We start from the raw sequence: 15854 nt of genomic DNA on the forward strand, positions 1-15854 counted from the left end.
ACCTGACGGCCAGTCAGGCGTGGCGCCACGCAACACCTCCTGACGACGTTTCAGGACCAACGCGACCGGCCCGGGAGTGAATGACAGGTCCTGATGTCAGAATGGCCCGTCATGATGGACCCGTCAATGTCAGTCCGTTTGGGCCTCGCGCTCGCGATCCTCGTCGCCGCATTGCTGCCCGCGCCGGTGCGCGCGGGCCGCCTGGCGCTGGCCGTGGACCGCATCGACGGCCCGGCGCTTCAGGCGTCCGACCTGCGGCTGCAGGTGGATGAAGCGAGCGGCGAGGTCGTCGTCGAGGCGGCGCGGCTGGCCGTGCCGGCGTTGCGCTGGTCGGGCGATGCGCTGGCATGGCGCTGCCAGCTGCAGCAGCGCGGCGAGGAGAGCGGTTGTGCGGGGCCGCTGCGGAGCGCCGGCCTTGCCGGCGAGCTGAAGGTACGGGCCGATCCGCAGCAGATCGGATTGGCCTTCATCGGCAGCGCGGCCCGCATCGACCTGACGGTGCCGCGCAATGCCGGTCCGGTCCACATCCAGGTGCAGCGGCTTCCGCTGGCACCGTTGCAGGAGGCGCTCTCGGCCTGGCTGCCCGCGCGGATGCGGCTGCTGGGCGGCGACGTCGATGCCGACCTGCACTGGACGCCGGGCGAGCGAGTCGACGGGCGCTTCGCGGTGGCCGACCTGGGTCTGGAGGACGCCGCGCGCGCGTTCGGGATCGAGGAACTCGACGGCCACGGCCAGGCCGAGGTCGAGTGGATCGACGGGCGGATGCGGGCCCACGCGCAGGTCGGCTTCGTCGACGGCACGTTGAGCGGGGGCGGCGAGCGCATCCGTCTGGCCGATGCGCCGGCCGATCTGGAACTGGCGCTGCAGGAAGGTGCTGACGGTCGCTGGGAGATCGATCGTTTCCAATGGGGCGATGCCGATGGCCTGGTCGCCACCGGCAGCGCCTCGCTCGATCCCGCGGCTCCGGCGCCGCTGGTCCGCCTGGCGCTCGATGTCGAGGGTGCGCGGCTTCCGGGGGCGGTGCAGCGCTACGGCCGATCCGCCTGGCGCGCTGCCGGGCTGGATCGGTTGCAGGTGACCGGCGCCGTGCGTGCGAGCCTGCGCGCCGAGGAAGGCCGCCTGGCTGGGTTCGCCGTCGACCTGGACGGCGTGACGGTGCGCGACGGCACGGCGGCGGCGTGGCAGAACCTGCACGGCCGCCTGGCCTGGGCCGGGCAAGGAGAAAGCGCGGTCAGCCGGCTCGGCTGGACATCCGCAACCGTGGCCGGCGTCGGTATCGGTCGCGGCAGCGTGGCATTGCACCTGCGCCCTGATGGCCTGGCGCTCGCGCAACCGGCACAACTGGCCGTACTGGGGGGCACGGTGGTGCTCGACCGCCTGGACATCGACCTGCGCGAGAACGGCGGTCCCTGGCTGCAGGCCCGTTTTGCCGCCAGCGGGCTCCGCTACGACAGCGCCGACGGCCTCTACGCTGCGGCCGGCCTCGGCGTCGGCGGCGCATTGCAGCTGGAAGGCCCGGTGACACAGCCACGCCTGCGAGTGGATGCGCGGATCGAAGGCGGCGAGGTGCTGGCCGGCGCCCTCTACGTCCGCTTCCCGTCGACACCGGTCGCCGTCGGCCTGGATGCCGAACTGGCCGATGGCCGGATCGACGTCCATGCCCTGGACTGGCGCGATCCCGGTGTGCTCGACGTGCATGCGCGCGCGCGCATCGCGCTCGGCGAGGTGCCCGGCGTTGCGGCGCTGGAGCTGGACCTGCGCCAGGTCGAACTGGCGCCGGCGCTGGCACGCTATGCGCAGAGCGCGCTGGCGGCCAAGGGCTATGGCGAGATCGCCGCCGATGGCGCGTTGTCCGGTCATCTGGCCTTCGGCGCGGACGGACTGGAGCGGCTCGATTTCGCCGCGCGCTCGGTCACGTTGCACGACGGCGGCGGCCGCTTCGCGGTGACCGGGCTCGACGGCGGTATCGACTGGCGCCATCGCGCCGACCGGCCGCCCACCGCGCTGCAGTGGCGGTCGATGGAGCTGCTGCAGATTCCGCTCGGCGGTGCCAGCGCCCGGTTCGCGTCGCGTCGCGGACGGCTCGCCCTGGTCGAGGGCATCGGCATCGACGTGCTGGGCGGGCAGATCCGGCTGGAGCGCCTGGACCTGTTGCCGCGTTCGCCGCGCGGCGAGCGCTACAGCGCCTCGTTCGCCATCGCGGCGATCGAGATGGCGCAGCTCTCCAAGGTCTTCGGCTGGCCGAGCTTTCCGGGCAACCTCTCCGGCGGCATTCCCGAAGTGGTGCTGGCGGGCGACACGGTGGAGCTGCGCGGCGGCCTGGACCTGTACGTCTTCGACGGCTACCTCGGCCTCAGCGGCCTGCGGCTGGAGCGCCCGTTCGGCGTGGCACCGTCGCTGGCCGCCGACATCCACTTCCAGAATTTCGACCTGGAGCAGGTGACCAGTGCGTTCTCGCTCGGTGGCATGACCGGCCGTCTGGACGGCACCATCGCCGACCTGCGGCTGGTCGACTGGGGCCTGGTCGGCTTCGACGCCTGGCTGCGCACGAAAGGGGGCGGCCGGATGAGCTACAAGGCGGTCAACGACGTCGCCTCGCTGGGCGGCGGTGGAGGCCTGACCGCCAACCTGCAGACGATGGCGCTGCAACTGTTCGACACCTTCGGCTATCGGCGCTTCGGTATCCGCTGCCGGCTCCAGGCCGAGGTCTGCACGATGGCCGGCATCGAGCCGGCGTCCGCGCCGGTGGGTTCAGCCGGGGACGGCTACACTATCGTGGAGGGCGCCGGGCTTCCGCGCATCAGCATCGTCGGCCATCGGCGTCGTGTCGATTGGCCGGTGCTGGTCGAGCGCATCCGTGAGGCGACCTCGGGGCAGGGCCCGATCATCGAATGAACGCGTCAACGAAGGAGTAGGCATGCGCAAGCTCGTCGTCTGGTCCGCACTCGCGCTGGCAGCTGCGCTGCCGGTGGCCTGCGTGACGATCAACGTCTATTTTCCCGCCGCGGCCGCCGAGAAGGCGGCCGAGCAGTTCGTCGGCAAGGTGTTCGGCGACGTGCCGGAGGGCAAGCCGGTCGAGCCGGAACCGGAGACCAAGCACGAGCCCAAGCCGCCCGGCGCGATGCTGATCGACCTGCTGATTCCCAGCGCGCAGGCGCAGACGCCGGACCTCAGCATCCAGACGCCGCAGCTGCAGGCGATCCAGACGCGCATGCGCCAGCGCTTCGACGGCCGCCTCGCGGCCGCGTTCACCTCGGGCGCCGTCGGCCTGACGCGCGACGGCCAGATCGCGATCCGCGATGCCGCTGCCGTGCCGCTGGCCGAGCGCGCCGCGCTCAACCAGGCGGTCGCCGACGACAATCGCGACCGCCAGGCGGTCTATCGCGAGATCGCCGTCGCCAACGACCATCCGGAGTGGGAGGCGCAGATCCGCGAGACCTTCGCCAAGCAGTGGCTGCAGCAGGCGCGTCCGGGTTGGTACTATCAGGATGCTTCCGGCGCCTGGAAGCAGAAGTAGCCCGCACTCCCCCGTATCCCTGCAACGGCCCGCCGCTCGCGGCGGGCCGTTCGTCGTTTCCGCCATGCAGCCGCTAGCCGAAGTCGATATCACCGATCTGTCCCATGATGGCCGCGGGGTCGCCCGCCTCCACGACAAGGCCGTTTTCGTCGCCGGCGCGCTGCCGGGCGAGCGCGCACGCATCCGCATCGTGCGAAGGCATCGCAGCTTCGACGAGGCCAAGGTCGAGGAGCTGCTGGTGCGCTCGGCCGAGCGCATCGAGCCGCGCTGCGTGCACTTCGGCACCTGTGGAGGCTGCGCCTTGCAGCACCTGCCGACGGACCGGCAGATCGCCGCCAAGCAGCGCGTGCTGGCCGAGAATTTCGAGCGGATCGGCAAGGTGGCCCCGCGGACCTGGCTGGAACCGCTGACCGACGCACCCTGGGGCTACCGGCGCAAGGGCCGGCTTTCGGTCAAGTGGGTCGAAAAAAAGGGCAAGGTGCTGGTCGGCTTCCGCGAGGAGGACCCGCGCTTCGTCGCCGATCTTTCGGTCTGCCATACGCTGCTGCCGCAGGTGGGCGAACGGATCGGAGCCTTGAGCGAACTGATCGCCGGTCTCGACGCCAAGCGCGAGATCGCGCAGATCGAGATCGCCGCCGACGACCGGACGACGGCACTGGTGTTCCGGCACCTGGTGCCGCTCGGCGACGAGGATCGCGCCCGGCTGGTCGCGTTCGGGCGCACCCACGACCTGGCGATCCTGCTGCAGCCCAAGGGGCCCGACAGCGTCCAGGCACTCGAACCGGAGCGGATCGACCTGCGCTTCCGCATCCCGGCGGCGGACGTCGAGCTGATGTTCCGGCCGCTCGACTTCATCCAGGTCAACGCCGGCATGAACCAGCGCATGCTCGCGCAGGCGCTGGACCTGCTCGACCTGCGCGAGGACGATCGCGTACTGGACCTGTTCTGCGGCCTCGGCAATTTCACGCTGCCGATCGCGCGGTGGGCCGGCAGTGTCGTCGGTGTCGAGGGCGAGGCCGGCCTGGTCGCGCGTGCCGGTGACAACGCGCGCCACAACGGCATCGACAACGCGGTGTTCCATGCCGCCGATCTCGCGCAGGACCAGCGCGCCGCCGGCTGGGCCAAGGCCGGCTACGACAAGCTGCTGCTCGATCCGCCGCGATCGGGCGCCGCCGCGGTGCTCGACTACCTGCCGCGCAAGGGCACCGATCGCGTCGTCTACGTGTCCTGCCATCCCGGCTCGCTCGCGCGCGATGCCGGTATCCTGGTCGAGCGCCACGGCTTCCGCCTCAGCACGGCCGGCGTCATGGACATGTTTCCGCATACGGCGCACGTCGAATCGATCGCCTTGTTCGAGCGCTGAGGAGACGCGCCGTGGCCGTGGAGATCGAACGCAAGTTCCTGGTCGCCGGCGAGACCTGGCGCGCACAGGCCTCGCGTCGCCTGCGGATGGTCCAGGCCTATCTGGCCGGGCCGTTGCCGGGCATTGCGGGTGCGCCGCGGTGTTCGGTCCGCGTGCGCATCGCCGGCGAGCGCGCCTGGCTCAACATCAAGTCGCTGCAGGTCGGCATCACGCGGCAGGAGTTCGAGTATCCCATCCCGCCGGACGACGCCGAGGCGATGCTGGCATTGGCGGGTGGACGGATCGAGAAGGTCCGGCATTTCGTCGCGATCGAGGGCCACGTGTTCGAAGTCGACGAGTTTCTCGGCGACAATGCCGGCCTGGTGGTGGCGGAGATCGAGCTCGACGCCGAGGACCGGCGGCATCCGGCGCCGGACTGGCTCGGTCGCGAGGTCAGTCACCTGCCGCGCTACTACAACGTGAACCTGGTCGATCGCCCGTACACGCGCTGGACACCGTCCGAGCGGGCCGGCGAGGACCTGCCGTGAGGCACGCCGCCGGTTGGCCACCCGGCTGCCGGCATCCGGTCAAGACAGCGACGCATTCAACCCTTACCTTCGTGCAACGCCCATGCTGATCATCGGAATCCCCGGCAAGACGCTGACGACCGTCGACCGCGCGTGGCTCGCGCAGCCGCAGGTCAGCGGCGTGATCCTGTTCTCGCGCAACTTCGAGCATCGGCAGCAGGTCGCCGCGCTGATCGAGGCGATCCGCGAATGCCGCCCGCAGGACTTCGTGGTCTGCGTCGACCAGGAGGGCGGCCCGGTCCAGCGGTTCCGTGACGGCTTCACGCGCCTGCCCGCGCTGGCGCGCATCGGCGAGATCCACGACCGCGATCCGGCGCTGGCCGTGGCGCTGGCCGAGGAACACGCCTGGCTGATGGCCAGCGAGATGCGGGCGATCGGCGTCGACATCTCGTTCGCGCCGGTGGCCGACCTCGCGCGCGGCAACCGCGCCATCGGCGAACGCGCGTTCCATGCCGATCCCCTGGTCGTGTCCGAGCTGCTGCTCGCCTACCTTCGCGGCATGCGCATCGCCGGCATGGCCGCCACGCTCAAGCACTTCCCGGGACACGGCTCGGTGGCCGAGGACACCCACTTCGACGCCGCCGTCGATCCGCGCCCGCTCGACGAGCTGCTGCGGACCGACCTGCTGCCGTTTGCCGACGCGGTGACCGCCGGTGCCGAAGCCGTCATGCTGGCCCATGTCCTCTACCCGGCGGTGGATGGCCGTGCGGCCGGTTTCTCGCCGGTCTGGATCGGTGAGGTGCTGCGCGAGCGTATGGGGTTCCGCGGGCTCGTCGTCGGCGACGACATCGGCATGGCGGCCGCCGAGGGCGTCGGTGGCATCGCGGCACGGATCGAGGCGCACCGGCAGGCCGGCTGCGACCTCGTGCTGGCCTGCAATCCGTCGATCGTGGCCGAGGCGCTGGACGCCACCGCCCAGGTGCCGGCGTGTCCGGCCGGGCGCCTGGCGCTGCTGCAGGGAGCGGCACCGCAGGCCTGGGAGGCACTGGTGGATAATCCGCAGCGGGACAGCTTCATCGCGCGCGTCACCGCGCTCGATGCCACAGCGAGGGTTTGAGAGCATGAGCGACATCGATTTCACCACCGCGCGGCAGCGCGCCGAGCTGGTCCACGACGAGGCGGCGCTGACCGCGGCGATCGCGCGCGTCGGCCGCGAGATCGACGCACATCTCGGCGACGAGACCGCGGTGTTCCTGCCGGTCATGCAAGGCGGCCTGGTCTTCGCCGGCCAGCTGGCGACGCGGATCAAGGCTGGCCTGGAGTTCGACTACGTTCACGCGACGCGCTACCGCGGCGGCACCCTGGGCGGCGGCTTGGTCTGGTTGCGCCAGCCGGCATTGCTGCTCGGCGGCCGCACCGTGCTGCTGGTCGACGACATCCTCGACGAGGGCACCACGCTCAAGGGCATCCGCGACTTCTGCCTCGAGCAGGGCGCGCAGCGCGTGCTGATCGCCGTGCTCTGCGAGAAGCGGCACGGCCGCACCGTGCCGGGGCTGGCCGCCGACTTCGTCGGCGTCGAAGTGCCCGATCGCTACGTGTTCGGCTTCGGCATGGACTATCACGAGCAAGGCCGCAACCTGCCGGGAATCTACGCACTATGAGCGACATCATCGACCTGGCCGTGATCGGCGGCACCGGCCTCTACCGCTTTCCCGGGCTGGAGGATGCCGAGAAGCACGTCGTCAACACGCGCTTCGGCACGCCCTCGGACCGGATCGTCATCGGGCGCGTGGGCAACAAGCGGATCGCCTTCCTCGCCCGCCACGGTGAAGGCCACTCGGTGGCGCCGCACCGCGTCAACTACCGCGCGAACGTCTGGGCGCTGCACCACCTCGGTGCCCGCCGCGTCGTCGCGGTGAACGCCGTGGGCGGCATTCGCGAGGACATGGGGCCGCGCGCCGTGGTGGTGCCGGACCAGATCATCGACTACACGCATGGGCGGCTGTCGAGCTTCTGCGACGTGGAGGGCGCCGAAGTGCGCCATGTCGATTTCAGCCACCCGTACAGCGCCGGCCTGCGTGCCGAGCTGCTGGTCGCCGCGCGCAAGGCCGGTGTCGCCGTGGTCAACGGCGGCTGCTATGGCGCGACGCAGGGGCCGCGCCTGGAAACGGTGGCCGAGATCGCGCGCCTGCGCCGTGACGGCTGCGACCTGGTCGGCATGACCGGCATGCCCGAGGCCGCGCTGGCGCGCGAGCTGGAGCTGGACTATGCCTGCCTGGCGCTGGTCGCCAACTGGGCCGCCGGCTGCGGCGACCAGCAGGAGATCAGCCTGCCGGAGATCTTCGCGCACCTGGAGGCGGCGACCGCGCAGGTCCCGATGATCCTCTCGGCGCTGCTGGCGGACTGACCGGCCGCGCCGTCCGGCGCGCGCGGCACCCGGATTTCACGCGTCGGCCGGCGCCGCCGGCGCGACATCGAACTGCAGCCGGGCCAGCTCGGCGTAGAGACCGCCCTGGGCGATCAGTTCGGTATGGCGTCCCTGGGCGACGATCCGCCCGCCATCGAGGACGACGATGCGGTCCGCTTGCTGGACCGTGGCCAGCCGGTGGGCGATGACCAGGGTGGTGCGATTGCGCATGAGGCGGTCGAGCGCCTGTTGCACCAGGCGTTCGGACTGCGCGTCCAGGCTCGACGTCGCTTCGTCGAGCAACAGGATCGGCGCGTCGCGCAGCACGGCACGTGCGATCGCCACCCGCTGCTGCTGCCCGCCGGACAGCCGGACGCCGCGTTCGCCGAGGTAGGTCGCGTAGCGTTCCGGCAGCTTCTCCAGGAACTCGCTGGCTTCGGCGGCCCGGGCGGCCGCGATCATCGCCGCCTCGTCCGCGTCCAGCCGGCCGAAGCGGATGTTGTCGGCGGCGCTGGCGCCGAACAGCACCGGGTCCTGCGGGACCAGCGCATAGCACGCGCGCAGGTCGGCGAGGTCGAGCTCGCGCAGGTCCACGCCGTCGATCGTGATGCGGCCGTGCTGCGGATCGTGGAAGCGTTGCAGCAACTGGAACAGCGTCGTCTTTCCGGCGCCGGATGGGCCGACCAGGGCCACGGTCTCGCCCGGCTCGATGCGCAGCGAAAGGTCCTCGATCGCCGGGCGGTCCGGCCGCGACGGATAGCGGAAGCCGACCGACTCGAACGCCAGCGCCCCGCGCACCGGCTGCGGCAGGCGCCGCGGTGCGGCCGGCGAGCGGATCGCGGCCGGCGTGTCGAGCAGTTCGCTGATGCGGCCGAGCGCGCCGGCGCAGCGCAGCAGCTCGCCCCAGACCTCGGTCAGCCCGCCGACCGAGCCGGCGGCGACCACGGCATACAGCACGAACTGCGCCAGCACGCCGGCATTCATGTCGCCGGCGATCACGGCATGGGCGCCCGCCCACAACACCAGCGTGATCGCGCCGAAGCTCAGCAGGATCACCAGCGCGGTCAGCAGGGCCGTGGTGCCGATGCGCCGTCGTGCCGTGGCGAGCGCGTGCCGTACCGCGTCGCCGTAGCGCTCGGCTTCCCGCGGCTCGCGCGTGTAGGCCTGGATCGTGTGGATCGCGTTGAGCGATTCGGAGGCGACCGCCGACGCATCGGCGATGCGGTCCTGGCTTTCGCGCGACAGCCGCTCGACGCGGCGGCCGAGGAAGACGATCGGCACGATCACCGCCGGAATCACCAGCGCGGTCAGTCCGGCCAGGCGCGGGCTGGTGACGATCAGCATCGTCGTCGAGCCGACCAGCATCACGACGCTGCGCAGCGACAGCGACAGCGTCGAGCCGACCACCGTCTGCACCAGCTCGGTGTCGGCGGCGAGCCGGGAGACCAGCTCGCCCGAACGCGTGCGCTCGAAGAACGCCTGGTCGAGGGTCAGCAGGTGCGTGTAGAGACGCGCGCGCAAGGCCGCGGCGATGCGCTCGCCGAGCAGGGTCACGCAGTAGAAGCGCGCGGCCCCGGCGATGGCCATCACCACCGCGACCGCGAACAGGCCGATGAACGCCGCATTGAGCAAGGCTGGATCGGTCTGGCTGAAGCCGCGATCGATCATGAAGCGCGCGGCCGCCGGCAGCGCCAGCGTGGCCGCGGAGGAAATGGCCAGGAAGACCAGCCAGCCGGCGATCAGTCCGCGCTGCTCGCGGAGATAGGGCAGCAGGCGGCGGTACGTGCCGAACTTGCGCGGCGGCGCCGCGGAGGATGAGGACATGGACGAAGGCCGCAGGACGTGCGTCCTCGCATGGATGCCGCGGCGGCCGGTTTCAAGCCCTCGGCAGCCGCTTCGCCCGGCGCGGCCGGCCTTGGCCTACCAGCAGTTGCCGTTGGTCGCCTCGCCGCTCTGGTCCTTGAGCCCGGTGCTGGTCAGGGTGAGGTCGAGGCAGGCATCCTCGGACTGCACGCCTTGCGGTGTCGCGGTCAGCGTGTAGGTCTGGTCGCCGTTGGCGGTCGCGATCGCCACGGTGTAGAACCCGCGCTCGGAGGCGTCGCCGGCGAATCCGAGCTCGGCCATGTCCGTTCCGTAGCGGTTGCGGTTCGTGTAGAACCGCTCCTGGGCGGCGGCGATCCGCAGCAGCAGCTCGTGGCCGTCGGCGCGGCGCGCCCGGAAGCCGTAGCGGCCATAGGCCGGCAGCGCGATCGCGGCGAGGACGGCGATGATCGCCACGACGATGATCAGCTCGAGCAGCGTGAAACCCTTCTTCTTGCGGATGTACATCGCGGACCCCTGATTGAGCTTCGGTAGGGCAGGGCCGGCAGCGCCGAGGCGCCGCCGGCCGATGGCGTCACAACAGGTCGAGCAGCTCGCGCCAGGCGCCGCGGTAGTTGGGCGCGTCGGGGATCTGCACTTCGGGGATGCCGGGCATGACGAGGCTGGAGGCGCCGAGGCGACTGACCAGCGAGGGATAGCCGCTGATCGGGATCGCCGTGGAATTGACGACGACGCCGACGGTATCGGACTGCGCGCCGGCCAGGTACGGCATGCCCCCGAAGCCGTTGCCGGGCACGCCACCGGTTGCCGCATCGACGACCATGACCGAACCGCGGCGACCCGGATCGCAGGGGTCGTCGCCCTTCGGGATCAAGGTCGTCAGCACGGCGCGATTGCTCGCGTACAGCGGCGTGATGCCGATGACGCTGCGCTCGCTGACCTCGGTATCGATGTCCAGCGGGATCTTCCAGCCGCGGTTCGACGCCGGTACGGAGTTCGACGTGATCGAACGGTTGTTGCCGTCCTGCGTCAGCTCCTGCTCGACCAGCTGGTCGGCGGTGATCGGGTACTCGGCGGCGCCGGGACCGTAGTCGCGGATCCCATAGAACGCCTGCGGCCCTTCGTTCGACGGCGTGCCTTCGTTGGAGCGGTCGTCCTTGCCGAGGTACTTGCCGGTGCCGAAGATCCAGACCGGCTTGAAGGTCGCGAAGTCGCGCATCGCCACCGGCATCACCGAGATCGGCTGCCGGCCGGCATCGCCCGGATTGCCGCCGCCGTAGGTCTTGAACATCAGGTCGGCCGACCAGGCTGACGGGTCCGCGGAAGACACGTCGAAGCGCCAGAGGTTGCCGGCCAGGTCGCCGGCGACGACGACGTCGTCGACCTGGTCGCCGTTGGAATCGTAGCCGGCCGGCGTCGACAGGCCGAACGTGGTGTCGGCGCCGGTGGTCTGGATCTCGCGGATCAGTGCGCCGGTCTCCAGGTCCAGGATCAGCAGCGAGGTGCGATCGGCGTTCTCGTCGAGGCGCGCCGGGTCCGGGAAGCCGTACGGATCGGGGTTCGACGAGGGGTAGTAGCCGCTCGACACCAGCACCACCCACTTGCCGTTGTTGAGCCGCGCGATGTTGGCCGAGCCGTAGGTATAGCCCAGGGCCTCGCCGCCGTCGGAATGGTCGGAGAACTCCCACAGCACGTTGCCCGCGCCGAAGCTGTCCGGATCGGTCACGTCGAGTGCATAGATGCCGCGGCCGCCGAGGCGCAGCGAGCCGACCAGCACGCTGCGCCACTGGTTGTTGATGAAGACGTCCTGCACGACCGGCATGTCGTCGACGCTGACGACGTTGGCCTTGTCGGTGGTCTGGTTGAGCTTGCCGGTGCCGAACAGCGTATTGGGTACGTAGGCGAAACGCTCACTGCCGTTGACCGCGTTGAAGGCGTGCAGCATGCCGTCGTTGGCGCCGACGTAGACGGTCGGCGCGCGGTCGCGGTAGTTCCAGATGAATTCCGCGTAGCTACCCGCGCCGGTGGCCGGATCGGCGGCCTCGGCCTCGGGCGAGCCGGGCGGGAAGCTGTCCTCCCAGCCGCCGGTCGGGCCGGAGACGTAGACCGGCTGCGAGTTGACGATGGCGCCGAGCACGGAGCCGCGGCGACGGAAGAGCGGCGCCTCGGTCTCGGCGGTGCGCACGCCGCGCAGGTAGTCCACGCGACGGCTGCCGAGGTCGTCCGGCGCCGTGACCGACGGATTGGGATGCTTGTTGAGCGCGGTCTGCTGGGCCGAGCTCAGGCTCCCCCACAGGAACGGGATGCCGCCGCTGCCGTTCCAGGTGAAGATCTTGCGCCGGGCGGGATCGGTGACCGGCAGACCCGACTGGCCGGTCGTCACGCAGTTGCCGCCGGTCAGCACGCAGCCGGCATCCCACAGCGGCGCCATCGCCTCGCCGGTGGTCGGATCGAGATTGGACTTGGTCAGCACGCCGGACCAGTCGGTCGTGTCGTAGCCGGCCGAGAAGCCCTGCGTGCCGGAGGTCAGGATCGCCATCGTCGCCGACAGCGCGGTCGAGGAGCCGCGCCGCGCGATGATGTTGGAGATGATCGCGCTCAGCGCCGAGACCAGCTCGTTGGGGTTGCTGGCCGCGAAGAACTCGCCACGGCTGTTGACTGCCGCGTGCCAGATGTCGTCGACCTTGCGCGCGTCGTCGGTGCCGGCGACGGTCTCCGGCCACGTGAGCTGGCCGCGGCGCAGGCGCTCGTAGGTGTTCTCGTTCTTCGGGATCGTGCCGGAGATGCCGAAGCCGATCATGTACTGGACCAGATGCGGCCAGCTGGCCGGGTCGTTGGCGGGATTCCAGTAGATTTCCTTGTTGTCGCGCGGGTCCTCGCCATTCGCCAGCGCCGGCCCGAACAGGTCGGTCGAGCGGTCCGGGATGTACGGTGGCACCTTGAGCCGGGTCCGTTCGTCGTCGGCGAAGTCCGGGCGCAGGTCGGTGGCCCAGTAATGGAACGCGATGTCGGCCATGCTGCGCGCGTCGGCGCCGTTCTCGTGCCAGAAGATCGAGCTCTCGGTGTCGCTGGTCGAATACGTGCGCCCGTCGGGCAGGTCGCGTGTGGCCGGCGAGCGGTCGTTGGTATCCGTCGTACTGGTGCCGCCGTTCCAGTAGCCGTCGCTCATGTTGATGTGGAAGTTCTGGCGGCAGCTGAGTTCGCGGTTGAGATCGCGGTCCCAGTACGGATTGGTGTCGCGGCTGCCGGTGTCGCGCCGGAAGAACTCGCCGGCACGGACCGTGGCGGCCTGGTTCGGCGTGCCGCCGGAGACCGGCGAGCTGAACAGCCAGTTGTAGAAGCGCGTGCGGACGTTGGTGTTGGCGGTCTCGTTGCGGAACTTGTAGATCGCGGTGTTGTTGTTGATCTGGTTGCTGTTGATGTTCTGCCAGGCGACGCGGATGTTCTCGTCGAACGGCGCGAACGCGCGCGAGACGGCGGTCTTCGAGGCCAGGTGGCGCGTGTGGTAGTACGAGTACCAGTTGGCGAAGTTCTGCTTCTGTGCCGCGGTGCCGTCCGTCGCAATGCTCACCCACTCCCAGTTGCCGGACGTGAACAGCCGGGTCCGGCTCGCAGTATCGATGCGGCCATCGGCGTCGAGCGTCAACGCGACGGTGTCCTTGAGCCGGTAGTAGCCGGCCGAATTGCCGCAGAAGCGCGAGCCGCTGCCGAGATTGCGCGTCGTGCTGGCGCTGGGGCTGCTCGGGCGGTTGTGGACGATGCCGTTGTCCCAGGCAGCGGCGAACGGCGCATTGGGCATCTTGGTGACGCCGTCGACGAGCAGGGGCGGGTCGTACACGACGCCGGCCGTCGCGTTGTAGTACGCGCCGTTCATCGCCCAGGAGCGCGGGTTGTCCGGATCGGTCACGCGCGGGTCGATGATGCCGGCGCACAGGTACGGGCCGCCGCCGGACGGATACGAGGCGTCGCTGGTCGTGTTCTGCTGGTCGGTCGCGCCCCAGCCGGCACCGGAGTACGGCCGCTGGTCGCCCATGAAGTTGCGGCCCATCGAGCCGGAGTCGTCGAGGGTCAGCATCAGGTTCGGTGCGACGGTCGAGGTCAGGTCCGGCGGTGTCGGATGCAGGTCGACGGTCTCGGCGCCGGCCGGTGCGGCCAGCCCGGCCAGCAGGCACAGCGCGCCGGCCTGCAGCGTCACGCGGGCCGAGTCGAACAGGGAAGTTGCATTCATCGCCGGATCCTCACGGTCCCGAAGGATTGGACTGGTTGTTGGTGGTGTACATCGAGTACACCGACTCGGTCGCGCGCACCGCGGCGGCACTGCTGCCACCCTGGCTGCGCGAGGTGACGCGGTAGAGCGCGCGCTTCGGATTGGGGCCGGTACCGCCGGCCTCCTGCAGGCGCGCGCCGCCCATGCGTCCGGTCATGCCTTCGTAGCCGGACATGTCCAGGCCCAGCCCTTCCACCAGGTACTGCGGCTGCGAGGCCAGCGAGGCGGTCTCGGCATCGCCGGAGAGGCCGTGCAGCGCGGGGCCGTACTCGTAGCTGCCGTTCGGCGCATCGTCCCAGGTGCGGCTGGAGCGGAACGCCAGGACCTCCGCCCGCGGCTCGCCGTTGATGCGCGTCCACTGGCAGATCTCGCCGGTCGTGTTCAGGCCGAAGCCGCACGGCGGCAAGGCGCTCTCGGCGCCGGTCGGCGACGACCAGAGCGAGAACTCGCCGTTGCGCAAGGCGCTCTCCGAGCCCATCAGGGCCAGTTGCCGGTTGCGCATGCCGCCGGTCATGCGTTCCTGCAGCACCGAGGTGCTGGAGGCGGTCAGTGCCAGCAGGGTCAGCAGGATCAGGAAGATCAGGGCGACGAAGAGCACGGCGCCGCGCGCGGGCACGGAGACGGGACGGGGCAGGCGGGAAGGTTTCATGGCGATCTCGCGGGCGATCACTGGTTGCCGTTGCGCACCGACAGCAGGGAGATGAACTCCTTGCGCAGCATGCGGCCGGAGGGAAGCTGGCTGACCGGCATCGTGTCGCCCGGTGGCGTGGGTTCGGTCGTGCCGTCGATGCTGTAGCGATAGGCGGTATCGGCCACCGCCATCGTGTTGAGGTCGTTGACGGTGTTGAACAGCGCATGGACCTCGACGCTGCGGACCGTGCGCCACAGGCAGCCCGGTTCCAGGTAGCCGGTTCCCAGGACGTACTCGAAGCGGTTGGCCGGCGGGAAGCAGGTCGCGTTGTCGCCGAGGCTGTCGACCTCGTCGGCGGTCAGGTAGGCCATCGCGCCGTCGGTGCTCTGGATGCCGTAGAGGAAGTCCAGCCGCTCCACGCCCTGCACCAGCTCCTGCACCTCGCCGTTCTGGTTGCGCATCAATGCCGGGATCACGCGGCCGTCAACGGCCGGGTCGGCGTCCAGCCGCAGCCAGTAGGTGACGCTGACGAAGTCGCGGGAGAAGTTGAACACGCGCGGATCGCAGGCGCCCGTGCCCGGGCTCGGCTTGAACTGGTCGGCCTCGATCAGGTTGGTCGGCGTCAGTATGGTGCCGCCGGCGTCGACCTGGACGATCATCGATCCGCTGCAGTCGGACAGCAGGGCGAGGTCGCCGCTCTGGAAGTTGAGCGGGTCGTCGCCGGTGACGGTCGTCAGTTCGAGCTGCGGCGGCACGACGCTCGGGTCGACCACGCGGTATCCCCAGCCGGTGCCGCGCTGGTAGCGCAGCGTCAGCACGTCGGCGCCGGTGACGCGCTCGCCGGCGGCGCTGCCGGCCGACGGCAGGAACGGCGCGGGCGGGACGGCGGGATCGCAGTCGCCGCTGCCGCATTCGTAGCCCTGCGCGAAGAAGCGCGAGCTCAGCGGATAGACCGTGTCGGCGGGCCAGCCGGCCGGCGCGGCGACCGTCAGGTCCGGAAACACCAGCGCGGCGGTGGTGTTGACGATCGGCGCCGCCGAGCGGTAGACCGGGCCGTTGCTGGTCGGGCGCCAGTTCATCGGACTGCTGTTGCTGCGGAACTGGCCGTTCATCATGCGCAGGTCGCTGTCGATGCGCGTGACCGCGTAGCGTCCGTTCTCCTGGATCCGGGCCAGCGCATCCTGGACGCGGCTGGTCGTGTTGGTCGCACTGAACAGCGTGACCAGGCCCAGGCTGAGCAGGAGGCCCAGCACCATCGCGATCATCAGCTCGACGAGATTGAAGCCGGACGCGTACCGGCGCCCGGTGGACGCGTGACGCCGACCGGTCATTGCAGGCCGCG

General features: G+C 70.4%; 12 protein-coding genes. 7 read left to right on the plus strand and 5 right to left on the minus strand.

The genetic code is table 11. The annotated features are described in order from the left end of the window. The first annotated feature begins 126 nt into the window (after positions 1 to 126). From I596_RS02310 to I596_RS02340, 7 genes are all read left to right on the plus strand, one after another. Positions 127 to 2895 carry an intermembrane phospholipid transport YdbH family protein gene (locus I596_RS02310; RefSeq protein WP_150131976.1) on the plus strand — a complete coding sequence of 923 codons (2769 nt, stop codon included), beginning with the start codon at positions 127 to 129 and terminating at the stop codon, positions 2893 to 2895. Between the two features lie 22 nt (positions 2896 to 2917). Then, positions 2918 to 3517 carry a YdbL family probable chaperone protein gene (locus tag I596_RS02315; protein WP_067643605.1) on the plus strand — a complete coding sequence of 200 codons (600 nt, stop codon included), beginning with the start codon at positions 2918 to 2920 and terminating at the stop codon, positions 3515 to 3517. A 64-nt stretch (positions 3518 to 3581) separates the two neighbouring features. Next, on the plus strand, positions 3582 to 4880 hold the full coding sequence (gene rlmD / locus I596_RS02320) for a 23S rRNA (uracil(1939)-C(5))-methyltransferase RlmD (RefSeq protein WP_067643607.1): 1299 nt from the start codon (positions 3582 to 3584) through the stop codon (positions 4878 to 4880). Positions 4881 to 4891: 11 nt separating this feature from the next. Then, positions 4892 to 5407 carry a CYTH domain-containing protein gene (locus I596_RS02325; protein WP_067643610.1) on the plus strand — a complete coding sequence of 172 codons (516 nt, stop codon included), beginning with the start codon at positions 4892 to 4894 and terminating at the stop codon, positions 5405 to 5407. Between the two features lie 82 nt (positions 5408 to 5489). Beyond that, complete coding sequence (gene nagZ / locus I596_RS02330) at positions 5490 to 6503, plus strand: beta-N-acetylhexosaminidase (RefSeq protein ID WP_067643612.1); 1014 nt, start codon at positions 5490 to 5492, stop codon at positions 6501 to 6503. A gap of 4 nt (positions 6504 to 6507) precedes the next feature. Then, positions 6508 to 7047, plus strand: coding sequence for a hypoxanthine-guanine phosphoribosyltransferase (locus tag I596_RS02335; RefSeq protein WP_067643615.1), 540 nt, complete (start codon positions 6508 to 6510; stop codon positions 7045 to 7047). Beyond that, positions 7044 to 7793 carry an S-methyl-5'-thioinosine phosphorylase gene (locus I596_RS02340; RefSeq protein WP_067643618.1) on the plus strand — a complete coding sequence of 250 codons (750 nt, stop codon included), beginning with the start codon at positions 7044 to 7046 and terminating at the stop codon, positions 7791 to 7793. Before I596_RS02335 ends, I596_RS02340 begins: the two co-directional genes overlap by 4 nt. Before the next feature lie 36 nt (positions 7794 to 7829). Here I596_RS02340 and I596_RS02345 read toward each other — a convergent pair whose 3' ends face one another. The 5 genes from I596_RS02345 to I596_RS02365 all read right to left on the minus strand — a co-directional run bounded on the left by I596_RS02345 (position 7830) and on the right by I596_RS02365 (position 15843). Continuing rightward, positions 7830 to 9617 (minus strand): ABC transporter transmembrane domain-containing protein, encoded by a 1788-nt coding sequence (locus I596_RS02345; RefSeq protein ID WP_067643620.1) that lies wholly within the window; start codon positions 9615 to 9617, stop codon positions 7830 to 7832. A gap of 96 nt (positions 9618 to 9713) precedes the next feature. Next, the gene (locus tag I596_RS18665; protein WP_067643622.1) at positions 9714 to 10121 is read right to left on the minus strand and encodes a type IV pilin protein; all 408 of its coding nucleotides are present in this window, start codon (positions 10119 to 10121) and stop codon (positions 9714 to 9716) included. Positions 10122 to 10188: 67 nt separating this feature from the next. Beyond that, positions 10189 to 13842, minus strand: a complete 3654-nt coding sequence (locus I596_RS02355) for a pilus assembly protein (protein WP_067643625.1) — start codon at positions 13840 to 13842, stop codon at positions 10189 to 10191. Positions 13843 to 13852: 10 nt separating this feature from the next. Then, complete coding sequence (locus tag I596_RS02360) at positions 13853 to 14530, minus strand: pilus assembly PilX family protein (RefSeq protein ID WP_150131977.1); 678 nt, start codon at positions 14528 to 14530, stop codon at positions 13853 to 13855. Between the two features lie 17 nt (positions 14531 to 14547). After that, complete coding sequence (locus I596_RS02365; RefSeq protein ID WP_067643630.1) at positions 14548 to 15843, minus strand: PilW family protein; 1296 nt, start codon at positions 15841 to 15843, stop codon at positions 14548 to 14550. Positions 15844 to 15854: the final 11 nt, after the last annotated feature.

It is taken from the genome of Dokdonella koreensis DS-123 (genome assembly GCF_001632775.1).
Taxonomy (GTDB): Bacteria; Pseudomonadota; Gammaproteobacteria; order Xanthomonadales; family Rhodanobacteraceae; genus Dokdonella; species Dokdonella koreensis.